The 25,455-nt window shown below is 64.3% G+C and carries 25 protein-coding genes; 8 read left to right on the top strand and 17 right to left on the bottom strand.

Going from position 1 to position 25,455, the window contains the following annotated elements; translation table 11 throughout:
* Nucleotides 1–46: 46 nt before the first annotated feature.
* Nucleotides 47–1,759, top strand: coding sequence for a ShlB/FhaC/HecB family hemolysin secretion/activation protein (locus E2K99_RS08470; protein WP_240733874.1), 1,713 nt, complete (start codon nucleotides 47–49; stop codon nucleotides 1,757–1,759).
* Nucleotides 1,760–1,893: 134 nt separating this feature from the next.
* A complete protein-coding gene (locus E2K99_RS08465) occupies nucleotides 1,894–3,129 on the top strand; it encodes a DNA topoisomerase IB (protein ID WP_134221957.1) in 1,236 nt (411 codons plus the stop codon).
* Between the two features lie 11 nt (nucleotides 3,130–3,140).
* Here the strand turns inward: E2K99_RS08465 and alkB are convergent, their stop codons facing one another.
* The 4 genes from alkB to E2K99_RS08445 all read right to left on the bottom strand — a co-directional run bounded on the left by alkB (nucleotide 3,141) and on the right by E2K99_RS08445 (nucleotide 6,602).
* On the bottom strand, nucleotides 3,141–3,794 hold the full coding sequence (alkB, locus tag E2K99_RS08460; protein ID WP_134221956.1) for a DNA oxidative demethylase AlkB: 654 nt from the start codon (nucleotides 3,792–3,794) through the stop codon (nucleotides 3,141–3,143).
* Nucleotides 3,791–4,702 (bottom strand): alpha/beta hydrolase, encoded by a 912-nt coding sequence (locus tag E2K99_RS08455; RefSeq protein WP_134221955.1) that lies wholly within the window; start codon nucleotides 4,700–4,702, stop codon nucleotides 3,791–3,793. The genes alkB and E2K99_RS08455 overlap by 4 nt, the downstream gene beginning before the upstream one ends.
* 53 nt (nucleotides 4,703–4,755) lie before the next feature.
* Complete coding sequence (ada, locus tag E2K99_RS08450; RefSeq protein ID WP_134221954.1) at nucleotides 4,756–5,898, bottom strand: bifunctional DNA-binding transcriptional regulator/O6-methylguanine-DNA methyltransferase Ada; 1,143 nt, start codon at nucleotides 5,896–5,898, stop codon at nucleotides 4,756–4,758.
* Nucleotides 5,899–6,083: 185 nt separating this feature from the next.
* On the bottom strand, nucleotides 6,084–6,602 hold the full coding sequence (locus tag E2K99_RS08445) for an Lrp/AsnC family transcriptional regulator (protein WP_039785713.1): 519 nt from the start codon (nucleotides 6,600–6,602) through the stop codon (nucleotides 6,084–6,086).
* Nucleotides 6,603–6,749: 147 nt separating this feature from the next.
* Here E2K99_RS08445 and hppD point away from each other — a divergent pair, with 147 nt between their 5' ends.
* Nucleotides 6,750–7,865 carry a 4-hydroxyphenylpyruvate dioxygenase gene (gene hppD / locus E2K99_RS08440; protein ID WP_134221953.1) on the top strand — a complete coding sequence of 372 codons (1,116 nt, stop codon included), beginning with the start codon at nucleotides 6,750–6,752 and terminating at the stop codon, nucleotides 7,863–7,865.
* Nucleotides 7,866–8,059: 194 nt separating this feature from the next.
* Entirely contained in the window at nucleotides 8,060–8,407 is a 348-nt protein-coding gene (locus E2K99_RS08435) for a FlxA-like family protein (protein WP_134221952.1), read from the top strand.
* Nucleotides 8,408–8,449: 42 nt separating this feature from the next.
* Here the strand turns inward: E2K99_RS08435 and E2K99_RS08430 are convergent, their stop codons facing one another.
* The 10 genes from E2K99_RS08430 to E2K99_RS08385 all read right to left on the bottom strand — a co-directional run bounded on the left by E2K99_RS08430 (nucleotide 8,450) and on the right by E2K99_RS08385 (nucleotide 19,506).
* Nucleotides 8,450–9,820 (bottom strand): MFS transporter, encoded by a 1,371-nt coding sequence (locus E2K99_RS08430; RefSeq protein WP_134221951.1) that lies wholly within the window; start codon nucleotides 9,818–9,820, stop codon nucleotides 8,450–8,452.
* A gap of 90 nt (nucleotides 9,821–9,910) precedes the next feature.
* A complete protein-coding gene (locus E2K99_RS08425; RefSeq protein WP_134221950.1) occupies nucleotides 9,911–10,759 on the bottom strand; it encodes an ABC transporter substrate-binding protein in 849 nt (282 codons plus the stop codon).
* Nucleotides 10,760–10,929: 170 nt separating this feature from the next.
* Nucleotides 10,930–12,294 (bottom strand): cytochrome c, encoded by a 1,365-nt coding sequence (locus E2K99_RS08420; RefSeq protein ID WP_134221949.1) that lies wholly within the window; start codon nucleotides 12,292–12,294, stop codon nucleotides 10,930–10,932.
* Entirely contained in the window at nucleotides 12,287–13,891 is a 1,605-nt protein-coding gene (locus E2K99_RS08415; RefSeq protein WP_039790359.1) for a GMC family oxidoreductase, read from the bottom strand. Before E2K99_RS08415 ends, E2K99_RS08420 begins: the two co-directional genes overlap by 8 nt.
* Before the next feature lie 18 nt (nucleotides 13,892–13,909).
* Nucleotides 13,910–14,413, bottom strand: coding sequence for a sugar dehydrogenase complex small subunit (locus tag E2K99_RS08410; protein ID WP_134221948.1), 504 nt, complete (start codon nucleotides 14,411–14,413; stop codon nucleotides 13,910–13,912).
* 198 nt (nucleotides 14,414–14,611) lie between these two features.
* A complete protein-coding gene (locus tag E2K99_RS08405; RefSeq protein ID WP_134224057.1) occupies nucleotides 14,612–15,316 on the bottom strand; it encodes an ABC transporter ATP-binding protein in 705 nt (234 codons plus the stop codon).
* The gene (gene livG, locus E2K99_RS08400) at nucleotides 15,316–16,092 is read right to left on the bottom strand and encodes a high-affinity branched-chain amino acid ABC transporter ATP-binding protein LivG (protein WP_134221947.1); all 777 of its coding nucleotides are present in this window, start codon (nucleotides 16,090–16,092) and stop codon (nucleotides 15,316–15,318) included. Before livG ends, E2K99_RS08405 begins: the two co-directional genes overlap by 1 nt.
* Nucleotides 16,089–17,315: a high-affinity branched-chain amino acid ABC transporter permease LivM gene (locus E2K99_RS08395; RefSeq protein ID WP_039790365.1), complete on the bottom strand. Its 1,227-nt coding sequence runs from the start codon at nucleotides 17,313–17,315 to the stop codon at nucleotides 16,089–16,091. The genes livG and E2K99_RS08395 overlap by 4 nt, the downstream gene beginning before the upstream one ends.
* Nucleotides 17,316–17,358: 43 nt before the next feature.
* The gene (gene livH, locus E2K99_RS08390; protein ID WP_034350126.1) at nucleotides 17,359–18,285 is read right to left on the bottom strand and encodes a high-affinity branched-chain amino acid ABC transporter permease LivH; all 927 of its coding nucleotides are present in this window, start codon (nucleotides 18,283–18,285) and stop codon (nucleotides 17,359–17,361) included.
* A gap of 99 nt (nucleotides 18,286–18,384) precedes the next feature.
* Nucleotides 18,385–19,506, bottom strand: a complete 1,122-nt coding sequence (locus E2K99_RS08385) for a branched-chain amino acid ABC transporter substrate-binding protein (protein ID WP_088754101.1) — start codon at nucleotides 19,504–19,506, stop codon at nucleotides 18,385–18,387.
* 412 nt (nucleotides 19,507–19,918) lie between these two features.
* Between E2K99_RS08385 and E2K99_RS08380 the strand changes: the two genes are divergently transcribed.
* On the top strand, nucleotides 19,919–20,731 hold the full coding sequence (locus tag E2K99_RS08380) for a phosphodiester glycosidase family protein (protein ID WP_039790369.1): 813 nt from the start codon (nucleotides 19,919–19,921) through the stop codon (nucleotides 20,729–20,731).
* 368 nt (nucleotides 20,732–21,099) lie between these two features.
* On the opposite strand, the gene E2K99_RS08375 is transcribed toward E2K99_RS08380, so the two are convergent.
* A complete protein-coding gene (locus E2K99_RS08375; RefSeq protein WP_134221946.1) occupies nucleotides 21,100–21,384 on the bottom strand; it encodes a hypothetical protein in 285 nt (94 codons plus the stop codon).
* Nucleotides 21,385–21,604: 220 nt separating this feature from the next.
* Here E2K99_RS08375 and E2K99_RS08370 point away from each other — a divergent pair, with 220 nt between their 5' ends.
* The 3 genes from E2K99_RS08370 to E2K99_RS08360 all read left to right on the top strand — a co-directional run bounded on the left by E2K99_RS08370 (nucleotide 21,605) and on the right by E2K99_RS08360 (nucleotide 23,420).
* Entirely contained in the window at nucleotides 21,605–22,471 is an 867-nt protein-coding gene (locus tag E2K99_RS08370; RefSeq protein WP_134221945.1) for a M15 family metallopeptidase, read from the top strand.
* Between the two features lie 145 nt (nucleotides 22,472–22,616).
* Complete coding sequence (locus E2K99_RS08365; RefSeq protein ID WP_083859771.1) at nucleotides 22,617–22,817, top strand: hypothetical protein; 201 nt, start codon at nucleotides 22,617–22,619, stop codon at nucleotides 22,815–22,817.
* A gap of 126 nt (nucleotides 22,818–22,943) precedes the next feature.
* The gene (locus E2K99_RS08360; protein ID WP_134221944.1) at nucleotides 22,944–23,420 is read left to right on the top strand and encodes a GNAT family N-acetyltransferase; all 477 of its coding nucleotides are present in this window, start codon (nucleotides 22,944–22,946) and stop codon (nucleotides 23,418–23,420) included.
* A gap of 22 nt (nucleotides 23,421–23,442) precedes the next feature.
* Here the strand turns inward: E2K99_RS08360 and E2K99_RS08355 are convergent, their stop codons facing one another.
* Together E2K99_RS08355 and E2K99_RS08350 are read right to left on the bottom strand one after the other, a co-directional pair.
* A complete protein-coding gene (locus E2K99_RS08355; protein ID WP_134221943.1) occupies nucleotides 23,443–24,378 on the bottom strand; it encodes a CysB family HTH-type transcriptional regulator in 936 nt (311 codons plus the stop codon).
* The gene (locus tag E2K99_RS08350; protein WP_134221942.1) at nucleotides 24,375–25,454 is read right to left on the bottom strand and encodes a sulfate/molybdate ABC transporter ATP-binding protein; all 1,080 of its coding nucleotides are present in this window, start codon (nucleotides 25,452–25,454) and stop codon (nucleotides 24,375–24,377) included. Before E2K99_RS08350 ends, E2K99_RS08355 begins: the two co-directional genes overlap by 4 nt.
* Nucleotide 25,455: the final 1 nt, after the last annotated feature.

The raw sequence follows: 25,455 nt of genomic DNA, 5'->3' as shown, positions 1-25,455 counted from the left end.
ATTTCTTTTGAATCCCTTGCCCAGTGTGGCTTTGGGACGACTCACCATGTTTCCGATGTCTTCCATCTTCCGTTCGCCCTCTCCCCGATTTGTACTCATCCTTGGTCTGAATCTGGTCATTTCCCTTGCCCACGGGCAAACCGCCGTCAACCAGGAGCAGTTGCAGCGCGAACGCGAACGCGCCCTGCGCCAGCAGCAGGAGCAGCGTCCTGACGTGAATCTGGGTACGCCCGCCGCCAGCGCGATGGCGCAGGATTTCCCCGAGCAGGAGCAACCCTGCCGCAGGATCACGGCGATTGCGCTGGAGGGTGAACAGGCCGAGCGTTTTCGTTTTGCGCTCGACAGCGTCACCGGCGAACGTGGCGCGGTCGGCCGCTGCCTGGGCTCGCAAGGCGTGAACCTGGTCCTGGCCCGGGTCGAGAGCGCCATCGTCGCGCGCGGCTACACCACCACGCGCGTGCTGGCGCGTCCTCAAGATCTGTCGACGGGACGGCTGGTGCTGAGCGTGGTGCCGGGGCGCGTGCGCCACATCCGCTTTGCGCCCGACGCCAATGCGCGCGGGACCGCCTTCAATGCCCTGCCCATCAGCCCGGGCGACATCCTCAACCTGCGCGATATCGAACAGGGCCTGGAAAATTTCAAGCGCCTGCCGACCGTGCAGGCCGACATCAAGATCACGCCCTCCGAGGACAAGGGGGCCGAGGCGGGCGACAGCGATCTGGTGATCCAGTACCAGCAGGCTTTCCCCTTCCGTCTCACGGCATCGCTGGACGATGGCGGTGCCAAGGCCACCGGCAAATACCTGGCCGGGCTGACCTTGTCCTATGACAATTGGTGGACCCTCAATGACCTCTTCTACGTCAGCGTCAGCCGCAGCCTGAATCACTACGGCGACCACGGCAGCCATGCCTACACGCTGCATTACTCGCTCCCGCTGGGCAACTGGATGGCGGCCGTGACGATGTCGGGTAACCGCTATCACCAGACGGTCGCGGGGGCCTTCGAGAATTTCGTCTACAGCGGGCGTTCCGAAACCACCGAATTCAAACTGTCTCGCCTGCTCCATCGCGATGCCGCCGGCAAGACCACGGCCTTCGGCAAAGCCTTGCTGCGCAAGGCTTACAACGCGATTGACGAACTCGAAGTCGGCGCCCAGCAACGCCGCACCACGGCGTGGGAAGCGGGACTGAATCACCGGCAGTTTCTGGGCGATGCGATTGCCGATGCCACGCTGGCCTATCGCCGTTCACTCGATACGCAAGGGGCCGAGCCCAGCTCGCCCTTCGACCTGCCGCAGATCGGCACGCGCTATGGTCTGTGGCTGCTGGATGCCTCCGTCAATGCGCCGTTCCAGCTGGCCGGTGCGCGCCTGCGCTACAGCAGCACGCTGCGCGCGCAGTGGAACCGGGGCAGTCTGCCGCCGCAGGATCAGTTTTCCATCGGCGGCCGTTATACGGTGCGCGGTTTCGACGGCGAACTGACGCTGCAGGCCGAGCGTGGCTGGTTCCTGCGCAATGAACTGGCGCTGGGCCTGGGCGAGAGCGGGCAGGAAGTGTTTGCCGGTATCGATACCGGCGCGGTCGCAGGGCCCTCGGCGCAATTCCTCACCGGCCAGCGGCTCACGGGCGCGGCACTGGGCTTGCGCGGCAATCTCGGCAAGCTGAGCTATGACATGTTCGTGGCCACGCCACTGGCCAAGCCGCAAGGTTTCCAGACGGCGGCCGTGACTGGCGGCTTCAACCTGCAATGGGCGTTCTGAGTCGACCTGCCTGCCGGAAAAATCCCACACCATCCCCGGCCGATGGCTGACTGCCGCGCCACGGCGATTGCTCAATAATGGCCCGCATGGACGGCCGCCGGATCTCCCGGCGGACAGCGTCCGAGGAGACCATCATGGATCGTATCGCCGCAGCGTCCGAACAATCTTCATCATCATCATCGCCGTCGCCTTCGGCTCCGCCGCCCGCCGATGCCCGCCATCAGTACGAGGCCATCGACATCGCCCGCGCCAACCAGCTGCGCTATGTCAACGACGGCATGCCGGGCATACGCCGCCGCCGGCGTGGCAAGGGCTTCGCTTATCACGATGCGCACGGCGAGCTCATTCGTGATGACGATGTGGTGGCGCGCCTCAAGTCTCTGGCCATCCCGCCCGCTTGGGAAGACGTCTGGATCAGCCCGCACGCCAACGGCCACATCCAGGCCACCGGACGCGATGCGCGCGGGCGCAAGCAGTATCGCTATCACGCACGCTGGCGCTCGGTGCGCGATGATGCCAAGTACCTGCGCATGATCAGTTTTGCGCGCGCGCTGCCGACCATCCGCCGCGTGGTGGAGCAAGACCTGAAACGTCCCGGCCTGCATCGGCAGAAAGTCTTGGCCGCTGTCGTGCATCTGCTGCAGACCACCTTCATGCGCGTGGGCAATGACGAATACGCCAAACAGAATCAATCCTTCGGCCTGACCACGCTGCGCCATCGCCACGTGCGTGTGGATGGCAGCGATGTGCTGTTCCGCTTCCGCGGCAAGAGCGGCGTGCAGCATGAAATCAAGCTGCACGATCCCTATGTGGCCCGCATCATCCGCAAGATGCGCGAGTTGCCGGGGCAGGAACTGTTCCAGTACGTGGATGACGAGGGCGAGCGCCACTGCATCGATTCGGGTGACGTGAATGCCTATCTGCGTGAAGCGGCTGGTGAGGATTTCAGTGCCAAGGATTTCCGCACCTGGGCCGGCACGGTGCTGGCCACGCTGGCGCTGCAGGCCTTCGAGCGGGTGGACTCGCAGGCGCAGGCCAAGCAGAACGTGGTGCGCGCCATCGAGAACGTGGCGCGCCGCCTGGGCAATACGCCTTCCATCTGCCGCAAGTGTTACGTGCATCCTGCCGTCATCGAAAGCTACCTGGACGGCAGTTTTGCGGAGCGGCTGGAAGAACGGGTGCAGGCCGAACTGGTGGAAGAGTTGCAGGATCTGTCACCGGAGGAAGCCGCTGTACTGGCCTTGCTGCAACAGCGTCTGCAAGAGGCGGAACAACAACCGGCCCGCAAGCCACGTCGCAAACCTGCCGCGCGCACCGCCACCGCTTCGGTGCCGCGTAGAAAAGCGGCGCGGCCAGCGGCACGCGCCTGAATCGGCAGCGCTCAGCGCGCGCGGCGGAAAGTCAGGTTGTAACGGCAGCGTCCGGTCAGCGGGTGCTCGCCGTCGCGCAAGGGATCGACACCATGGAAGGCCAGCCGCGCCGGGCCACCCCACACCACCACATCGCCACTCTCCAGCCGCATGCGCTGCGGCTTGTCGGTGCGCGCCATGCCACCGAACAGGAAGGTCGCGGGCAGACCGAGCGAGACCGAGACGTTGGGCTGGTCCATGTCCAGTTCATTCTTGTCCTGATGCAGCGACATGCGGGCACCGGGTTCGTAGCGATTGATGAGGCAAGCGTCAGGATCGAATCCTGCAAACCCCGCCGCCGCCGAGGCGCGCGCGGCCAATGCCGCAAAGGCCTCAGGCATGGCTGGCCAGTCGCGCTCGGCCAATGGATCGAGCGACTGGTAACGATAGCCGCGACGATCCGTCACCCATCCAAACTGGCCGCAATTGCTCATCGCCACCGACATGCGGAAACCGCCCGGGGTCTGCATGTGGCGCAGGGGCGAGGCGGCCAGAACCTTGTCGATGGCCGACATCAAGGCTGCGGCTTCCTCTTCGTCGACAAAGGCGCGCAGCAGCAGCGCACCTTCGGTGATGGTCTCCACCGAAGGGTCACGCGCCAGGCCAGCGAAGAGGTCACCCGTCACTTGGAAGGCTCCGGACGCGGTGGCGGATTTTCAATGAATTGGCTCACTTCTTCGAGAGTCGGCGCGATGAAACGCAGCGGCCGAGAGAGGCTGCCCACCAGCGAAGCGTGCGAGGTGTTGTCGAAGTAGCGCTCCACCACCGGCACCTGCTTTGCGCGCAGCAGTTTGGCCAGACCGCCGGTATTGCGTTCGGCGCCCACCAGCTTGTCCTTGTGCGAGGCAATCAGCAACGCGGGCGGCGCACCGGCCTCCACGTGCCGCACCGGTTGCGAATCCGGTGGCGAATCGGGCGCGAAGAAGACCGGTTTTACATCCTCGTTTTCGATGGGCAGGAAATCATAGGGTCCGGCCAGGCCGATCCAGCCGCGCAGCTGTGCCGGCGAGGCCCCGGCTGCGCGCAGCCAGCGCGCATCGAGCGCCACCATGGCGGCATTGTAGGCACCGGCGCTATGTCCCATGACAAAGACGCGCTGCGGATCGCCGCCCAGTTCGCGCACCGAGCGCAAGGTCCAGGCCACGGCCTGGGCGCTGTCCTTCACGAAATCGGGATAACGCACTTCGGGATAGACGCGGTAATCAGGCAGTACGGCGATGAAACCGCGTGAACTCAGGGCCTCGCCGACGAAGGCGTAATCCTTGCGGCTGCCCTCGTTCCAGCTGCCGCCATAGAAGAACACCACCACCGGCAAGCCCGGACCGGAGGCGGTGGCCGGAGCGTTGGCAGGACGATAGATGTCCAGCTTTTGACGCGGGTTATCGGTGTTGGCGTAGGCCACCCCTTCGGTCTTGACGTAGGAAGAAGCGGGCGTGACGGCATTGATGGCCGACAGCGGCGAACAGGCGACCACACCACCCAGGATCAGTACCGCGCCCGCGAATGCGAGACCAGCCTTGCCAAGAACATGCATGCGCAACTCCAGCGATGAAGGAAGGCCTATTGTAGCCGCGCCGGGCAAAGGCTTCAGGCGCGCTGGTCTTTCGGGCTGGCGGCGTCTTCCCTGCCCTCGGCTTCGCGCGCCAGCAAGGCGCTCTTGCGCGCGATGCCCCAGCGATAGCCGGAGGGTGCGCCATCGAGCCGGACGATGCGATGGCAGGGAATGAGCACGGCGATCTCGTTGCGCGCACAGGCATTGGCGACCGCCCGCACCGCCGCAGGCTGGCCGATGCGCGCAGCCAGTTCGGCATAGGTCAAGGTGACCCCGGGCGGCACTGCGCGCAGTGCTTGCCACACACGCTGCTGGAAGGCGGTACCGCGCACGTCCAGTGGCAAGGCGGCACCCTGTTGCGGATCGTCCAGCGCGGTCAGTACCTGTGCCAGCGTCTGCTCGAAGGCGGCATCGCCGGGGGCGAGATCGGCATGGGGGAAACGATCCTGCAGTTGCCGCAGCAACTCCTCCGGCTCGCTGCCCAAGGTGAGCGCGCAGATGCCCTGCTCCGTGGCCGCCACCAGCAAGGCCCCCAGCCAGCATTGCGCAACGGCGAAGCGGATCTTCTCGCCACGGCCGCCACGACGATAGGTCGCCGGCTGCATACCCAATTGCGCCTTGCTTTGCGCATAGAAGCGGCCACTGGAATGGAAGCCGACGTCATAGAACGTCTCGGTCACGCTGGCACTGCCGCCGAGTTGCGCGCGCAGGCGGCCGGCGCGATGGGCATCGGCATAGGCCTTGGGAGTGAGGCCGGTGTGCTGCTTGAAGAGCCGATGAAAATGATGACGGCTCAAGCCCGCGGCCTGCGCCAGCGTGGCCGTGTCGGGCTGTTCCTCGGCCTGCGCGATCAGGCGGCAGGCTTGCGCGATGGCCTCTGCCTGGCGCTCGTGCAAGGGCGGCTGGTCCGGCTTGCAGCGCTGGCATGGACGAAAGCCCGCTGCTTCGGCCGCAGCGCAGCTGGCGTGGAAGGCCACGTTCTTGCGCAAGGGTGTGCGTGCCCCGCAGGAAGGCTTGCAGTACACGCCGGTGGTGCGCACCGCATACCAGAACCGGCCATCGAACGATCCATCTCGCTGCTGCACGGCTTGCCAGCAGGTGTCGGGATCGAGTCCGTTGACGTCGGCGGTGGAGGCAGTGGAGCTAGTCGGCGGAGGAGAAGAAGTCATGGTCAGCATGGAGCGCTCCCGGAATCGGATGCCACTGATTCTAGGCCTGCGCTGACGGGGCGGCACTCCGGAGATTGCTTTTGAATTCTTGAGCCGGATCAGAGGCGGAGCAAAGCCTGATAAAAAGCATCATTCGATTATTCAATGATTGAGGCATCCAATCATTGAATAACGGCATCATGCTTTTTGAAACATCACTGCGAGAAGCGGATGCGCTGGCGCGACTTCACCGGCTGCATCACGTGTTCCAGCGGCAGTTCATGGGATTGCTTGACCTTTTTGAGGGTGATGTTGGACTTGACGTTGGTCACGCCCGGCAGGCGCAGCAGGCGCGTCATCATGAATTCGGAGAAAGCGGCCAGGTCGGGGGCCACGATGCGCAGGATATAATCGCCCTCGCCCGTGACGGAGAAACATTCGGTCACTTCCGGCATCGTTTCCACGGCCTTCTCGAAGAGTTCGCCACGAGTCTCTCCCTGGCGGTCCAGGGTCACGGTGGTGAACGCGGTCACGCCCAGACCGACCACGGCCGGGTCCAGCACGGCGGTGTAGCGTTCGATGACATGGGCTTCTTCCAGCCGCTGCACGCGACGGCTGATCTGCGAAGTGGACAGGTGGACTTTCAGACCGAGGGCGCTATTGGTAATATGGCCATCTCGTTGCAGCTCGGTCAGCAAGGCCAGGTCGTAGCGGTCCACGTTGATGATGCTCATTTGTCTCTCCAAAGTTCATATTTAAGAATTATTTGTGCATATTATCTAATATATCGCGCAAAAAACAATCACAAATTGCAGTCTTGACGCAATAAACTCCTCGCATGGGCCGCGCTTGCCGGCCCTCCCCACACGAGGAGACACCAGATGGGCCACGCAGACACCCAGTTCGCCACCGCAGCCGCCAATTCCCCTGTCCGCGCCAGCGGCGACCTGTTCGACAATCCCATGGGCACCGACGGCTTCGAGTTCGTCGAGTACACCGCCGCCGATCCGGCCGGCATTGCCGCCGTGCTGGAGCTGATGGGCTTCACCGCCGTGGCGCGCCACCGCTCCAAGAATGTCACCCTGTATCGCCAGGGCCAGATCAACTTCATCCTCAACGGCGAACCCGGCAGCAATGCCGCCGCCTTCGCCCAGGTGCACGGGGCTTCGGTGAACGCCATGGCCTTCCGCGTCAAGGATGCGGCCCATGTGTACAAACGTGCACTCGAACTCGGTGCCGAAGGCGTGGAAGCCAAGCTGGGCCCGATGGAACTGAACATTCCTGCCATTCGCGGCATCGGCGGCTCGCTGCTCTATCTGGTGGACCGCTATGGCGACAATGGCTCCATCTATGACGTCGACTTCCAGTTCTTCCCTGGCGTGGAGCGCAATCCCAAGGGCGTGGGCCTGACCTACATCGACCACCTGACCCACAACGTCATGCGCGGCGCGATGGACACCTGGTCGTCGTTCTATACGCGCCTGTTCAATTTCCGCGAGATCAAGTATTTCGACATCGAGGGCAAGGTCACCGGCCTGCGTTCGCGCGCCATGACCAGCCCCTGCGGCAAGATCCGCATCCCCATCAACGAAAGTGCCGACGACAAGTCGCAGATCGAGGAATTCATCAAGCAGTACAACGGCGAAGGCATCCAGCACATCGCCCTGGGCACCGACGACATCTACCAGACCGTGCGTGCCCTCTACGCCCGCGGCGTGCCGCTGCAGGACACCATCGCTACCTACTATGACCTGGTGGAACGCCGCATCCCCGGCCATGGCGAAGACCTGGCTGCCTTGCGTGAACTGAAGATCCTGATCGACGGCGCACCCACCGATGGCCAGGGCCTGCTGCTGCAGATCTTCACGCAGAACCTGATCGGGCCGGTGTTCTATGAAATCATCCAGCGCAAGGGCAATGACGGCTTCGGCGAAGGCAATTTCAAGGCCCTGTTCGAATCCATCGAGCTGGACCAGATGCGCCGTGGCGTGATCTGATCCCCTGACCGCAGCCACTGCGGGCCGCCCTGAGGCCGCCCGCATGTCAAAGGCGCAGCCCCCTGACGGGGACTGCGCCTTTTACTTTTTTTACTTTCCGTGGCTCAAGATGTCCGCGTGGCTGCCGTAAAACAAAGCGAAGGCACTATCGCAGTCCCCTTGCAATCCTTGCGCCCCTGTGGGCTGGAGTTCGCATGAACGTCGCGTATGAACAAGAACAACCTGCCCACGCTGAAGTCGCAGTGGCAGACACGCTGGACCATGACCCCGCCGAGCTGGTGGCGCAATTGAGCCACCGCATCCTGCTCCTGCAGCAGCAGGCGCAGTCCCTGGCGCGTTTCCCGGGCAACCGGGATGGCAAGCAGCAGCGCCAGTTGCTGCAGCAGCAGATCCGCAATCTCTACCAGCAATTGTTTGCGCTGGAACAGCAGCAGGCGCAGCAGCGCCGCCGCAGCGAAAACTATCTCAGCATGGCGCTCTCCGTGGCGGCCCATGCCGCGCACCAGCATGCGCATGGCCAGACGCTGGCACCGGCGCTGTAAGCCCGGCAAACCCGGTCCCGACGCCCTGCCCCGCCCTCCCCGTCAATAACGCAGCCGCGACAGGCTGACCAGGCTGGCCGCGCCCGCCAGGGCGGCGGCAAAGCACAGGACCAGCGCATACGGCGAGCCCGAGAACCCCATCAGCATCGCCACCACCGACGCCCCGACGGTCTGCCCGGTCAGGCGTGCCGTGCCCAGCATGCCGCTGGCTCCGCCAGTCCGTTCACGCGGCGCGGCACTGATCATGGTGCGGTTGTTGGGCGACTGGAACAGTCCGAAGCCGATACCGCACACCGCAAACATCGCCAGCATCAGGCCATCGGGCGTGCTGCGGTCCACTGTCAACAAGGCCAGCAATCCCAGGCACATCACGGCCAGCCCGATCCCGCCCAGCAAACCGGCAGCGACGCGGTCCGACAGCTTGCCGGCCACCACCCCGGTCAGCGCCACGGCCACCGGCCAGGCCGTCAGCAGCATGCCCGCGCGCGCGGCGCCCATACCCAGATGATTCTGCAGCATGAAGGGCAACATGACGAAAACCGCCATCTGCGCTGCAAAGGAGCAGAACGAGGTCCCGATCGACAAGGCAAACAAGGGGATGCGCAGCAGGTCCAGCGGCAGCATGGGCGCGCTCGGCGACTGCAGTTTGAGCAGCAATGCCAGGCTGATGGCGGTCAGCAGCGCGCAGCCCGCCACCACCCAGCCGCCCTGCAGGTGGCCGATGGCATCGATGGTGTAGAGCAGCAAGCCGATGAAGGCCATGCACAGCAGCGCCGACTGGCGATCGAAACGGCGGGCCGACAAGGGATTGAACGGCAAGGCGCGGCTGCCCACGGCCAGCGCCGCCAGCCCGAGCGGGATATTGATGAGGAACAGCCAGTGCCATGAGCCCAGATGCAGGATGACTCCGGCCACGGTGGGCCCCAGCGCATTGCCGGTCCCGGCCACCAGCGCGTTGTAGCCGATGGCCCGGCCCAGCTGCCGGGCCGGATAGATGAAGCGGATCAGCGCGGTATTGACCGACAGGATGCCAGCCGCCCCCAGCCCCTGCAGCACCCGCGCCAGGCTCAGTTGCAGCATGTCGCCGCTGGCCGCGCAGGCCAGCGAGGCCAGGGTGAACAGGAACAAGCCGCCCAGGTAGACGCGCCGGTAGCCGATCACTTCGCCCAGCGAAGCCAGCGGCAGCAGGCACACCGCCATGGCGATCTGGTAGCTGTTGATGACCCAGATGGCATCGGCATCGCTGGCTTTCAGGTCGGTGGCCATGACCGGCAACGCCAGATTGGCGATGGAGCCGTCGAGCACCGCGATGCTCAGGCCCAGCACCACCGTGGCAATGGCCAGCAGCCGCTGGCGCGGCGGCAGGCCATCATGATCGGGGGAAGTGGAAGACGATGCGGAAGTGACTGCCATGAACCTGCTCTATCGCTCTGTTGCGCTGTCCGTGCGCGAGGAAACCAAAAAAGGAAACGGACGCCGCAGCGCCCGGATCGGATGATGCCGTCAGCCCGCGTGGCGGAATGCCGAAATGGGCGTCAGCTTCTTGTCGCGGGGAATATTGAACTTGGTCTTGGGACCGAACCACTTGATCCACATGGCGTCGATCTCGCCGTCCTTTTCCAGCGCGGCCAGCGCCTTGTTGACGGCGTCCAGCAGTCGGTGCTCGCCCTTCTTGACACCCAGCGCCGTCGGCTCCCAGGCCAGTGCGCCTTCGACGAAGCGGAAGCGTCCGCCCGATTCGTTGACGAAGCGGATCCCCGAGGGCATGGCCACGGCCATCGCATCGGCCTGCCGCTGGGCCAGCGCCAGGAAGGTTTGCGGGGTCTCAGGGAAAGTCAGCAAGGTGGCCTTGCGCAGTACGCGCCGCACCGCCTGCTCCGGGGTGGAACCGCGATTGGCGCTGATACGCTTGCCTTCCAGGTCGGATACCAGATTCAGTCCGGAATCGCTGTACACGAGCAGCTTGATCGGCGTCTGGTAATGCGAAGCCGTGAAATCGATCTGGCGCGCCCGCTCGCGGGTATAGCCCAGTGCGCCCGAGACCAGGTCAACCTCGCCCTGGATCAGCGCCGGCAGACGGGCTTCCACGGTCAAACTGCGCTGTCGCATCTTGACGCCCAGCTTGGCGGCGATGGCACTGCACATGTCCACATCGAAACCGACGATCTGGCCGCTCTGCGGATCGGGGAAACCCAGCGGCTCATTGCTGGCCAGCGTGGCGCAGATCAGCGAGCCACGCTCCTGGATCTCGCCGAGCCGGTCCGCGTGTGCCGCAGCGGGAATCATCCAGGCGCTGGCCAGCAGCAGGCTGCCCATGCCCAGTTGCTTCAGGTGCTGCGAAATCTTTTTCATGCTTTTCCTCATCGAGTGTCGAGGATAGCCCGAAACAATCCCGAATGTCACTCGCAGCAGACCATTGCCACGCAAAAGCCGCCACGCAGCACAAAAAAAGAGCCGCCCGGAGCAAGCGGGCGGCATCTGGTATGACATGTCAGGCGCGTTGGAAGGTCTTTCCAATGGCGTCAGCCAGCCGTGCCTGACTTGCTGCGGCGACGCCACCAGAGCGCCACACCCAGCAGGACCAGCACCAGCAGCACCATGCCGCCGCGCGCCACCCACAACAGCGGCGAGGGCTCACCGCCGGCCCGCAAGGCTTTGACGCGCTCGACGCTGATGCTGACCTTGCTGCCGCCCAGATCCTGCATCAGGTAGTTGGTCACCGCCGCAATCTCGCCATCGTTCAAGGTATGGGCAAAGCCGATCATGCCTTGTCCGTGCTCCGGCAGCACGCCTTCGAGGATGGCCATGGCCACGTTGTCGGCATTGGGCTGGCGCAGCAGCGGATGCTGCTGCAAGGACGGCAGTCCATTGAGGCCCTGCCCGCCGGTGTTGTGGCAGGAGGCGCAATTGTTCATATAGACACGTGCACCCACACTCATGGCGGCCAGCGCCTGGGGCGTATCGTCGCCCTGCACCGGGGTCAGCGCAGGGACGGCAGCAGCCGGCGCAGTCGCGGACGCCGGAGCCGGCTCGGCCGGACTGGCCGGCAGCAGATAGGTGGCCATTGCATCCAGATCCTCACGGGTCATGCGCGAGAAACTCTTTTCGATGGCTTCCAGCATCGGTCCGCCGGCGGTGGCCCCATTGGCGGCGTGGCCGCTGGCCAGGTACTCGGCCAGCATGGCGCGGGTCCAGGCCGGCTTGGCCTGCAAGGCAGCGGGGCTGATGTCGGGCGCGTACCAGGTGCCGAGCGAGGCCCCTTGCAGGCGACGCTCCAGTTGCTCGGCCATGAGCACATTGCGCGGCGTATGGCAGGTGCTGCAATGGGCCAGGCCCTGCACCAGGTAGGCTCCGCGATTCCACTGCGCCGATTGCGCCGGGTCGGGCTCAAAGGGCTTGGTGTCCAGGAACAGCCAGTTCCACGCCTTCATCGACATGCGGATGTTGAACGGGAACGGCAGCGCCGTCGCCGGCGGAGCCTGGTCCACCGGCTGCACGCCCTGCATGAAGTAGGCGTACAGCGCCGCCACGTCCTCATCGTTCAGCCGCGCATAGGCGGTATAGGGCATGGCCGGATACAGGTTGCTGCCATCGGCACGCACGCCGCGACGCAAGGCAGCGGCAAATTGCTCCGGCGTGTACTGGCCGATGCCGTGGGTCTTGGAGGGCGTGATGTTGGTGCTGTAGATGGTGCCAAGGGGACTGCTGATCGGATGCCCGCCGCTGAACGGGGCGCGTCCCCTCTCGCTGTGGCAGGCAGCGCAGTCGCCGGCGATGGCCAGGTACTCGCCGCGCTTGATCAACTGCGCATCATCGGCCGCATGGGCCAGCGCGACCACTCCCAGCAAGGACAGCATCGCCATCAGGCGCTTGAACGGCTTACGCATGGCGGCTCTCCTCGATGATCTTGTCGGCCGTGCGCAGCGCCAGTGCCATCGCGGTCAGCGTGACGTTGCAGGTGCCGACCGTGGGCATGACGCCGGTGCCGACCATGAACAGGTTCTCGTGGTCGTGTGCGCGGCCCCAGGCGTCGGTGACGCTGGTGGCCGGGTCCAGGCCCATGGAGAGCGTACCGGTGATGTGCTGGCGATTGGAGAACGCCCCGCTCTTGCTGTGCTTGATGTTGGTCGCACCCAGCCGGGCGGCGATGGCGTCGTAGGCGGCGCGGGTCTTCTCGGTGCCTTTGACGACGTAGTCGTCCACGTTCCAGTACAGGGCCGGGACGGGCAGGCCAAGTTCATCCTTCTTGTCGCCCAGGGTCACGCGGTTGTTGCGGTCCGGCAGTTGTTCCAGCGCGTTCTTGATGCTCAGGCGGCGTGCGGCGCGGAACAGGATCTGCTCTTCCAGGCGCTTGCCGAAGTAACCCTCGGCGAGCACTTCCTTGGTCACCGAGGCCACCTGCGAGGCATTGGAAATATCGATGCGGAACGGCGCGTGCTCCGCACGAAAATCGCCATCGCGGAACTGGCCGATGGAGCAAGGGCTGACCGGACCACGGCCGGGCCAGATTTCTTCATCCACATCGAAGGTCACGCCGATGGCCGGGTGGTCGCACAGGTTGCGGCCGACATTGTCGCGGGCGTTGGCGATCCCCTGCGGGAACTTGTCGCTCACTGACATCAACAGCAGTTTGGGGGTCTCGATGGCATTGGCGGCCAGCACGAAGGTCTGCGCGGTGATGCGGTGGCTGACCTTGTTCCAGTCGTAATAATGCACAGCGGCGATGCGACCTTTTTCGTCATGTTCCAGGCGATAGACCACGGCCTCGGTGATGACCTGCACGCCGCTGTCTTCAGCCTGCTGCGCAGCCAGCCCGCCGTGATATTGGGCATCGATGGGACACAGCGGCATGCAGTTGTTGTTGCCGCAGCAGGCCGGACGGCCGTCATAGTTGCGGCTGTTGCGGCCGGTGCTGTCGTCAAGCACGGTGAATTCCGGCGCCAGGCGGGCCGTCACGCGTTGCTGCAGCCACGAGGCCGGCACCCGCTCCATCGGAAAAGGATGCTTGCGCGGCGAGCCGCTCTCGGGCGAACCGCCGACACCGGCGATGACCTCGGCCTGGTAGTAATAGTCTTCCAGGTCGTCATAGCTGATCGGCCAATCCTTGCCGACGCCATACAGACTGTGCTGGCGGAAGTCGTTGGGTACATAGCGCCACAACTGCGCCGCCCAGTGCCAGCTGGTGCCGCCGAACATGCGGATGTACTGCGCATTGAAGGCATGAGGCCCCTTCTGCTGCAGATAGCCGTTGGGCTCCGGGGTATAGCGCGGGTGCGGTGCCAGCGGCGAATACGGATACGGCGCCATGAAGTCGGACTTGAAAGCCGAACTGCGGAAACGTTCGACCAGTTGGTCGCGGCCCATGCGCGGGCCGGATTCCAGCAGCAGCACCGACTTGCCGGTCTTGGCCAGGCGCGTGGCCAGCAAGGCGCCGGTCACACCGGCACCGATCACCACCACGTCGGCGGAATTGGGATTGCTCATGAATGTCACTCTCGCAAATCAGGGCTGGCGCGACCAGCTGCCGCAGGGACCATAGGAAAAACTGGGCGGCACCAGCTTGCCGCTCACCAGTCCGTTGGAGAGCGTATTGATGTAGGTGACGTACTGGGCGTTCTTGCCCTTGCCGACCACGCCGTCGTACCAGGCACCGAGGATGACGCGGGCCAGCTTTTCGCTGTCACCCTGCTCGGCCGGGAAGGCCAGGCGCTCGGCTTGCAGCAGCGCCGGCTGGGCTTGCAGCAGGCCCTTGAGCGATTGCAGGCGAGGTGCCAGGTCTTTTTCAGTTTTGGACAGGGCCAGCAGCAAAGCCGCGCACAGCTTGGGGCTCAAATCCTGGCGTTCAGTCAGTTGCCGGGAAACCTGAAGGAAATCGTCCACCGGCACGGTCGCCGGATTGTTTTGTGCCGTAACCCGGTGCGGCAGGGACCAGAACAGGCCGGCAGCGCCGGCACCTGCCATCAGGCCCGCCACTTTGAGTACCCGGCGGCGTGTGGGGTGTGTCATGTCGTCGTCCAAATGAAAGGCCCCCAAAGCACGCTCAAGGTGCCGCGCCGTCGCGCCGGGGCCAGGATGGGCCGGTATTCTACGCACTTTGTTGCTGCTCTGCAGCAAAGGGCGCAGCAGCTTTTCAGGATACTGGAAACGACACGGCCCGGCCATGTGCATGGCCGGGCCGTGGATCGGGTGGCGTCGCTGCCGGTATCAGCCGTGGCCGAGATAGGCCTTGCGCACGTCGCTGTTGGCCAGCAGGTTGGCACCGGTATCGGACATGACCACATGGCCGTTTTCCAGCACGTAGCCACGGTCGGCCACGCCCAGCGCCTTGTTGGCGTTCTGCTCGACCAGGAACACGGTCACGCCGCTCTCGCGGATGGTACGGATGATCTCGAAGATCTGCGCAATCACCAGCGGGGCCAGGCCCAGCGTGGGTTCGTCCAGCAACAACAGGCGCGGCTTGCTCATCAGCGCGCGGCCGATGGCCAGCATCTGCTGCTCGCCGCCGGACATGGTCCCGGCCCGCTGCGCCGCGCGTTCCTTCAAACGCGGAAAGAGTCCGAAGACGTACTCGATGCCCCGTTCGATGTCCTCATTGCTGGCGAAGAAGGCGCCCATTTTGAGGTTTTCCAGCACGGTCAGGCTGGGGAAGACGCGCCGGCCTTCGGGCGAGATCGCCAGTCCGCGGCGCATGATCTCGTGGGTCGGCAGCTGCGTGATGTCCTGCCCTTCGAAGAGTACGCGGCCACTGGAAGCGCGCGGACGGCCGCACAGCGTCATCAGGAGCGTGGTCTTGCCGGCACCGTTGGCACCGATGAGGGTAACGATCTCACCCTTTTCCACCGTCAGCGATACGCCGTGCAGGGCCTCGATGGCACCGTAGTGGGTATGCACCTTGTCAAACTGCAGCATCATTCTTCTCCCAGGTAGGCCTTGATCACACGTTCGTCGCTGCGCACCTGTTCGGGGGTGCCGGTGACGATGGGCTTGCCGTGCTCCATGACCAGGATACGGTCGGAGATGCCCATGATGAGGCTCATGTCGTGTTCGATCAGCAGCACGGCCACGCCATGTTCGCGGCGCAGGCGGTCGATCAGTTGCGACAGCTCCTGCTTCTCCTGCGGGTTAAGGCCGGCCGCCGGTTCATCCAGCAGCAGCAGGCGCGGCTTGGTGATCATGCAGCGGGCGATTTCCACGCGGCGTTGCAGGCCATACGAGAGCGTGCCCGCCTCGCGGTTGGCCAGCGCCGTCAGGCCGAGCTGGTCCAGCCAGTAGGCCGCACGCTGCAACGCTTCCTGCTCGGACTTGCGATAGGAAGGCGTCTTCAGCAGCCCCGACAGCAGGTTGGTATTGACCTGCTGGTGTTGCGCCACCAGCAGGTTCTCCACCACGGTCATGGACTTGAAGAGACGAATGTTCTGGAAGGTGCGCACCAGCCCCTGCTGCGCCACCTGGTGGCTAGGCTGGCGGGCAATGGAGACGCCATCGAGCGCAATCTCGCCCGAGGTCGGCTGGTAGAAGCCGCTGATGCAGTTGAAGACGGTGGTCTTGCCGGCCCCGTTGGGACCGATGATGGCGAAGACTTCGCGCTCCTGCACGGCCAGCGAGACGCCATCCACGGCCAGCAGGCCGCCGAAGCGCATCGACAGGTTGGACACTTCCAGCATGGTTTTCACGGACGGGTTCATTGCGGCAGCTCCACGTGCGGACGGGTTGCAGGAAGCAGTCCTTGCGGACGCCACATCATCATCAGCACCATCACCAGGCCGAAGATCAGCATGCGGTACTCGGCGAAGCTGCGCGCCAGTTCCGGCAGCACGGTCAGCAGGATCGCCGCCAGGATCACGCCCAGCTGCGAACCCATGCCACCCAGCACGACGATGGCCAGGATCAGGGCGGATTCGATGAAGGTGAAGGATTCCGGCGTCACCAGGCCCTGGCGGGCGGCGAAGAAGGAACCGGCCAGGCCGGCGAAGGCGGCACCGAGCGTGAAGGCCGAGAGCTTCACCCGGGTCGGGTTGATGCCCAGCGAGCGGCAGGCGATCTCATCTTCACGCAGGGCTTCCCAGGCGCGGCCCATGGGCATGCGCAACAGGCGGCTGGTGACGAAATACGTAAAGAGCACCATCAGCAAGGCCAGGAAATACAGGAAGATCACCATGTGCCCCCCCTGGTAAGTCAGCCCCAGCAACTGGTGGAAGGTAGTGCCATCCTCGGTCAGCGGATTGCGCGCCATCACCACGCCAAACACGGTCGGCTTGGGGATGCCGGAGATGCCATCCGGGCCGCCGGTGAGGCTGGTCATGTTGTTGAGCAAGAGGCGGATGATTTCGCCAAAGCCCAGCGTGACGATGGCCAGGTAGTCACCGCGCAAGCGCAGCACCGGGAAGCCCAGCAGGAAGCCGAACAGTGCGGCGGCGGCAGCCGACAGCGGCACGCATTCCCAGAACGAGAGGCCGAAGTACTGGTTGCACAGCGCATAGGTGTAGGCACCCACGGCATAGAAACCCACATAGCCCAGGTCGAGCAGGCCGGCGAAACCGACCACGATGTTCAGGCCCAGGCCCAGCACCACGTAGATCAGCGCCAGGGTCATCACATCGACGTAGCCGCGCGAACCGAAGAAGGGCCACACCAGCGCGGCCATCAGCAGGATCAGCACGGCTGCGCGCTGCTGGCCCGGCTGCATGCGCGGCAGCGCCGGCAGCTTGATGCCGGCGCTGGTGCGCGCGAGCGCAGGCCTGGCCAGCTGGAACAGGAACACGGCCAGCACCGCCACCAGCACCGGGGTCCAGTGGGTGTTGAGGACCACGCGGTAGCCCTCCAGCTGCAGCTGCATGCCCAGCAGCGGGATGGTCAATACGGCGGTCACCAGCGCCGCCGCCACGGCATTCTTGAAAGTCTCAGGCATCACGCCTCCTTGAATATGTCGTTGTCCGTCGAGCCGTGCGGGCTCAGACCTTTTCGATGTCGGGCTTGCCCAACAGGCCCGTGGGACGGAACAGCAGGATCAGCACCAGCAGCCCGAAGGACACCACGTCCTTGTATTCGGAAGGCAGGTAGCCGGCCGCGAAGGTCTCGGCCAAGCCCAGCAGCACGCCGCCCAGCATGGCGCCGGGAATGCTGCCGATACCGCCCAGCACCGCCGCCGTGAAGGCCTTGATGCCGGCGATGAAGCCGATGTAGGGATTGAGCTTGCCGATGGTCAGGGCAATCAGCACACCGCCGACCGCCGCCAGCATCGCGCCCAATACGAAGGTGAAGGAAATCACCTTGTTGGTATCGATGCCCAGCAGGTTGGCCATGCCCATGTCTTCAGCGCAGGCGCGGCAGGCGCGGCCCATGCGCGAACGCGCGATGAACAGGGTCAGGGCCACCATCAGGACCAGCGTCACGCCCACGATGACCATGCGCGAATACGGCACGGTGACCGTGAAGTCGCTGCCCATCTGGAATTCCAGCGCGCCCGAGATCAGCACCGGCACCGACATGTCGCGTGCGCCCTGGCCGATCTGCACGTAGTTCTGCAGGAAGATGGACATGCCGATGGCCGAGATCAGCGGCACCAGACGCGGGCCGCCGCGCAGCGGGCGATAGGCCACGCGTTCGACGGTCCAGCCGTACAGGCCGGTCACCAGCACCGAGACGATCAGCGCGCCGCCCAGCAGCAGCGGCAAGGGATAGCCGGACTGCACGCCGATGGCGGTCAAGGTCACCAGGCCGACGTAGGAGGCGATCATGTAGATCTCGCCGTGGGCGAAGTTGATCATGCCGATGATGCCGTAGACCATGGTGTAGCCAATGGCGATCAAGGCATAGATCGCACCCAGCGACAGCCCGTTGACGAGCTGCTGGGTCAGTTGAGGGAGCAATTCATTCATGAGGGAACCCATAAAGTGGAAATGCCCCATTCCGACTGCAATGGGGCATTTCGCGGTTTGACGTCAGGTCAGACAGTCAGGCCAGCGATTCGGGGCGAATCACTTGGCTTCGGTCTTGGTGGCGTCCTTGTGCCAGGTGAAGACGACGAACTTGAAGGCCTTCAGGTCGCCCTTCTTGTCGTATTCGACGTTGCCGATGGGGGTCTTGAAGCTGTTGCCGTGGATGTAGGCGGCGACCTTGTCCGGATCGGTGGACTTGGCACCGGTGATGGCATCGGCAATGATCTTCACGGCCGAGTAGGCCGGCATCTGGAACGGGCCGTTGGCGTCACGCTTGGCGGCGGCGAAGGCCTTGACCAGGGCGGCGTTGGCCGGATCGGCGGCAAAGTCGGCCGGCAGGGTCACCAGCATGCCTTCGGAGGCAGGGCCGGCGATGGCGGTGATGTCCTTGTTGCCGACGCCTTCGGGGCCCATGAAGACGGCCTTGACGCCCTGCTCACGCGCCTGGCGCATGATCAGGCCCATTTCCGGGTGATAGCCGCCGAAGTAGACGAAGTCCACGCCCTGCGACTTCAGCTTGGTGACGATGGCCGAGTAATCGCTGTCACCGGCGTTGATGCCTTCGAACACCACCACCGGCACCTTGGCCGCATCCAGCGCCGACTTCACCGACGAGGCCACGCCCTGGCCGTAGGACTGCTTGTCGTGCAGCACGGCGACCTTCTTGGGCTTGAGCTTCTCGATCACGTAGCGGGCGGCGGCAGGACCTTGCTGGTCGTCGCGGCCGATGGTGCGGAAGATGAACTTGTGCGGCTTGGCTTCGGTCAGCTGCGGAGCGGTGGCCGACGGGGTGATCATGACCACGCCTTCGTTCTCGTAGATGTCGGAGGCGGGAATGGTGGAGCCGGAGCAGACGTGACCGATCACGTACTTGATGCCCTGGCTGACGATCTTGTTGGCCACGGCCACGGCCTGCTTGGGTTCACAGGCGTCGTCCATCATGACGGCTTCGAACTTGTTGCCGTTGGCGCCGCCGGCGGCGTTGATCTGTTCGATGGCGGTGAGGGCACCGGCCTTGACCATGTCGCCGTACTGGGCCACGGCACCGGTCAAGGGACCGGCGATCGCGATCTTGACGGTTTCGGCGTGAGCCACGCCGGCGAAGGCGGCAAAGGTGGCGGCGGCCAGGGCGATCTTGGTCAGACGGCTTGCAAACTTCATTGTCGTTTCCTCCAGGATGGAACGGATTCAAGAGGCGCCGTTACCTGGCCAGCAGGCCGGCGCGCGTAGGGTTGTGGATACCTGACCCCGTTTTACGGGAGGCTGGCCGCAACATGGGGGCAGAGTGTAACACTGCCGTCATATGGGGCAACTTTTTTTTGAAATTTCGTCAAACCCCATCATTAATGCGCTGTGGTCTTCGATTTTTCGCACATTTCATGCTGTTTTTCTTCATTTTCCCATATTCGGTGCAGAACTGCACTGCAGCATGAGCGAATTCGGTGCATCGCCTGCAAAGTCTTGATGGGACTGGATTTGCGGCCAGAATCCGTTTTCCCGTGGCAAGCCCGGCTTGCGCCATTTACAATACCGCCTCGCCCTCCGCATTCCCGCAGAACAAGACCTGGTTTCGATGCTTCGCTCCCCTTCCCTCCCTGCCCCTGGTTTCCGCCGCACACTGCTGCGCCTGCTCGCATTGACCGGCCTGGTACCGGCGCTGCTGCTGGGATCGGGCAGCCCGCCGGCACAGGCGGCCGAGGTGCGCCAGTACCAGTATCACCAGGTCTTCATCAGCACCTGCCGCGCTGATCCGCGCAGCGACACCATCCGCATGTACTGGAAGGATGCCGCTGGCACGCCGCTGGGCAACTTCAGCCGGCTCGATGCGCATCTGCGCAGCCAGGGACAGGAGATGGTCTGCGCCACCAATGCCGGCATCTACGACAAGCAATTGCAACCGCTGGGGCTGTACGTGGAAGGCGGCAACCAGCTGCGCCGCCTCAATACGCGCAAGAACGCGTATGGCAATTTCTATCTGCAGCCCAATGGGGTATTCGTGTTGAGCGAGCGCCAGGCCTACATCGTCGAGACCTCCGACTATGAAGCCGAACTGGGCCTGTGGAATGGCGTGACGCGCTACGCCACGCAATCTGGTCCGCTGATGATCGTGGACGGCAAGATCAATCCGCGCTTCGATCCCGAGTCAGCCAATACGGTGGTGCGCAATGCAGTGTGCCTGGATGCGGCGGGCATCGTCACGCTGGCCATCGCGCGCAATCCGATCAGCTTTTACGATTTCGCCAGTTTCCTTCGTGATGAGCTCAAATGCAGTGACGCCTTGTACCTGGATGGCAGCATCTCGCGCATGTATCCCACGCTGGAAGCCAATATGGGTCCGGCGTTCGGGGCCATGATTGCGGTGGTGAAGGGGCATGGGGGGAAGTAGTCCGCACCGCTGCGAAAACACGGTAAAGACACGCAGTTTCGCTTTCCCGTCGGAGGGACGAAAAAAAGCCCGCAGCCAATGAACTGCGGGCAAGTTCCCTATCAAGAGGGAGGTTGAAGGAACAGTTCAACCACCTGTACGACTGCAAGCCGCAAAAAAAAGTTCGGAAAGATTTTTCCAGCCAACGTGCAAATTGCCTCCAGGGGCCAGGTGCTTGGCAAGATCCTTCACATTTACCGCAAAAACCACCTTTCCAGCCCCCAAAAGAAAACGCCGCAACAGTTGCCTGTCGCGGCGCATGCAGTGCTGTTCCCACTGCGGGAGAGGGTGCGGCGCTTGCCGTCTTGTTGGCTCTTGTTGTGAGGCGTTTACTTTTGCGTACCGCTGTCGCCAGAAGCGGCCGGGGTGCTCGGCGTGGTGGCCGAGGAATCCGAAGGCGCAGTCGGAGTCGGGGTCGCCGGCGTAGCGGTCGAGCCCGCAGCCGTACCGGAATCAGCCGGTGCCGGCGTGGTCGGGGTGCTGCTTGCCGGTGCCGGTTCCGAAGCGGCCGGCGGGGTGGCGGCAGGCGTTGCAGGCGCTTCGTCGCGCTTGTTGCAACCAGCCAGCACAGCAGTGAACACGGCGGCAGCCAAGAGGGTGTGGCGAATCTTCATATGTTGCCTCCTAAAGTTGTTGAGGGGGGATTTGCCGAAATGCGGACAAACAGGCACGAAGCACGTGCTTGCCGGAATTCGACAGCTTCTGGACACCGATTATTCCCGTTCCGCCGTTCCCACGCTGTCAGAAAACGGCGCATCTTGATGTCAGCCATCACAGGCAATATGACAATCCTGACAAACCATTTCCCCCTGAAAACCCGTATCATCGCCTCCCATGATGACCTTCACCGCCCGCTCCCCTGCCCTCGCCCGCCTGACCGTCCTGCGCCGCGCGCTGGCCCTTCCCGCGACCGTGCTGGCGATGGCACTGCCGCTGGCCGCCCAGGCCGACATCACGCCGGTTTCCCCCGCGCAATGCGCCCAGATGCGGGCCAGCAAGGTCATCACCTCCGGCAATCCGGTCCCCTGCACGCGCCTGGCCACGGTCAGCTTCGACTACACCGATTTCGGCGGGGCCACCCGCCAGGGCAGCGTGGTGGTGCTCGACGCGCTGGCTCCGCAGGTGGAGGCGCTGTTCGGCGAACTGCTGCTGCGCTCCTTCCCGCTGGCCGGGGCGCAGGGGCTGGAAGCCTATGACGGCGACGACCAGCGCTCCATGGCCGCCAACAACAGTTCGGCCTTCAATGGAAGGCCCATGACCGGCGGCGGTGGCTGGTCCAAGCACGCCTATGGCGCGGCCATCGACATCAATCCGCTGCAGAACCCCTATGTGAGCAAGGCCGGCAGCCCCGAGCAGGAAGTCCTGCCGCCGCAGGGCGCGGCCTACCTGCAGCGCGCGCCCCTGCAGCCGGGTATGGCCGAGGAGGTGGTCAGCGTGTTTTATGAACACGGATTCCTGGTCTGGGGCGGCCAGTGGAAACAACCCATCGATTACCAGCACTTCGAGATCGGCAGCCGCAGCTTCATCCTGAAACTGGCCAGTCTGCCCAAGGCCCAGGCGCGCGCCGAATTTGAACGCTATGTGATGCGCTATCGCCAGTGTGCGCATCCCGCCACAGTCACTGCGGCCCCGCCCGCCGACGACGATGCGCCCGAAGACACCCGCCTGCGCGACCAGTGCGCCGCACGCTTGCGCAAGTAAGCAGCGCCACGTCCACGCCGAACAGGTAAAGATGCGCAAGTTTCGGTAAACCGACGCAGCAGCCTCATGGTGCGCCCCTATACTGCCCCGGCAATACCGGTCTGGGCGCTGGCCCGGGGGACAGCCTTACTTGAGGAGTGCACGCATGTCGACCAATTCCATTTCCGCCGTCTATCACGGCAACGCACCGGCAGGCGGCCAGCAGGCTGCGAAGAAGCCGGCCGTCAATTTCAATGACGTCCTGAAAGCCGCCGGACAGTCCACCCAAGTGGCCCAGTCCACTTCCGCACAGCCCAGCAGTACAGATACCAGTACCTTCACCACGACACCGACCCGCACGGTGTAAGCGGCATCACCCTGCCCGCAATGACAAAGGCCGGACAGTGCGCAAACACTGTCCGGCCTTTGTCCTGACACTCCGGGAAACTGGCCCGGTACGGCTATACTGCGATCTCAGACGCCAGGAGTCGCCATGCCCGATCCGCAGCACCCCGAAGCCCTGCACATCCGCCACGCCCGCCAGGACGACTACCCGCAATGGAAGATCCTGTGGGACGACTACAATGCCTTCTACGGCCGCAGTGGCGCCACCGCCCTGCCCCTGGCCATCACCCAGTCCACCTGGTCACGCATCCATGCGGCCGATGAGCCGGTGCATGCCCTGGTGGCCGAATCCGATGGACGGCTGCTGGGACTGGCGCACTACCTCTATCACCGCAACACCATCCTGATCGGCCCCACCTGCTACCTGCAGGACCTCTTCACCACCGAAGCCGCGCGCGGCCGTGGCGTGGGACGTGCACCGATCGAAGAACTGTACCGGTACGCCGCAGCGGACGGTGCCGAGCGAGTGTACTGGCACACCCATCACAGCAATGCCACGGCACGCAAGCTGTACGACCACCTGGCGGTGGACTCCGGCTTCATCGTCTATCGCAAGAACCTCTGATACCAGTTGATGCGCGCCGGGTTCAAGCCTGGGCGTTGGCCTCATTGAGCGCATTGACGATGTCGGCGCGCTTGAGATCCGGTGCAAACTGCTGGATGAAATCGAAGGCATAGCCGCGCAGGTAGGCACCGCGCCGCACCGCCAGCCGGGCGATATTGGCCTTGAACAGGTGGGAGGCATTGATGGCCACCATCTCCGAGTGCTTGCCCTGGTCCACCGCCATCGAGGCCACCAGGCCCACGCCCATGCCCAGCGAGACGTATTGCTGGATCACGTCCGAATCCATGGCGGTGAGCACGATGTCGGGTTCGATGCCGGCCTGGCGGAAGGCTTCGTCGATGTGGCCACGGCCGGTAAAGCCGACGTCATAGGTGATCAGCGGCCAGGTACCCAGATCCTCCAGCGTGACCTGTTCCAGCCCCAGCAGCGGATGGCCTTGCGGCACCACGATCACGTGGCTCCAGGTATAGCAGGGGAATGACACCAGTTCCTTGAATTGCGACAGGCCCTCGGTGGCGATGCCGATGTCGGCCTTGCCCGAGATGACCCATTCGGCGATGTGTTCCGGGGCGCTCTGCTGCAGGGCGATGCGCACCTGCGGGAACGCATCGCGGAAGGCCTGCACCACGCGCGGCAGCACGTAGCGCGCCTGGGTGTGGGTGGTGGCGATGGAGAGCGTGCCGCTCTGCTCGCCGGCGTATTCCTTGCTGGCGCGGCGCAGGTTCTCGGCTTCCAGCAGGAGCCGCTCGACGATGCCGAGGATGCCCTTGCCGGGTTCGGTCAGGCCGGTCAGGCGCTTGCCGTTGCGCTCGAAGATTTCCACGCCCAGCTCTTCTTCGAGCTCGCGGATCTGGCGGCTCACGCCCGGTTGCGAGGTGAAGAGCACGTTGGCCACTTCGGTCAGGTTGAAGCCGCAACGCGCGGCTTCGCGGATGGAACGCAGCTGCTGGAAATTCATCGTCCCGGCCCTCCTTGTTGTTGCGCAAAGACCTGCAGGCGGCGTGGACGCACGACCAGCGTCTCGCCATTCTTCAGGCCCAGTTGCGCGAAACGTTCATTGGGGATGACGGCCTCGATCAGCTCGGCATTGTCATCGCGCTCCAGTTCCAGTTGCGCCAGCGGACCGATGGCATGCGAGCGGCGCAATTGCACCACGATGCCTTCGGCGCCGGGCGAGTAGCGCTCCACGTCCAGGTCATGCGGCCGCACGAAACCGACACCGGCCGCATCGCGGATATCGCCGTGGCCGGGGGCCTCGAAGCGCGCACCGCCCGCATCCAGCACGCCTTCATGCAGGCGGCCATGGAACAGGTTCACATTGCCCAGGAAGCCGTAGACGAAGGGCGAAGCAGGATGGTTGTACACGGTCTCGGGCGTGCCGATCTGCTCCACTTGCCCCTTGTTCATCAGCACCACCTGGTCGGCCACTTCCAGGGCTTCTTCCTGGTCGTGGGTCACGAAGATGCTGGTGACGTGCAGTTCATCGTGCAGGCGGCGCAGCCAGCGGCGCAGTTCCTTGCGCACCTTGGCATCGAGCGCGCCGAAGGGTTCGTCCAGCAGCAGCACGCGCGGCTCCACGGCCAGTGCGCGGGCCAGCGCGATACGCTGGCGCTGGCCGCCGGAGAGTTGCGGCGGATAGCGGTCGGCCAGCCAGTCCAGCTGCACCAGTTCCAGCAGACGCTTGACCTTCTCGCGGATGACCGCTTCCGAGGGACGCTGGGCGCGCGGTTTCACGCGCAGGCCGAAGGCGATGTTCTCGAAGACGGTCATGTGCTTGAACAGCGCATAGTGCTGGAACACGAAACCGACCTGGCGTTCGCGCACGTGGCGCGCCGAGGCGTCTTCGCCATCGAGCAGCACCTGGCCCGAATCAGGCGATTCGAGACCGGCGATGATGCGCAAGAGCGTGGTCTTGCCGCAGCCGGAGGGGCCCAGCAAGGCCGTCAGTTCGCCCGCCGGGAAATTGAGGGATACGTCGTTGAGCGCAGTGAAGCTGCCGAAACGCTTCTGGATGTGATGGACTTCGATGCTCATG

Origin of the sequence: Herbaspirillum huttiense, from assembly GCF_004367745.1 — a bacterium.
Lineage (GTDB): Bacteria > Pseudomonadota > Gammaproteobacteria > Burkholderiales > Burkholderiaceae_D > Herbaspirillum > Herbaspirillum huttiense.
Note: the sequence above shows the minus strand (reverse complement) of the source record. Positions and strands in the feature narration are given on the sequence as shown.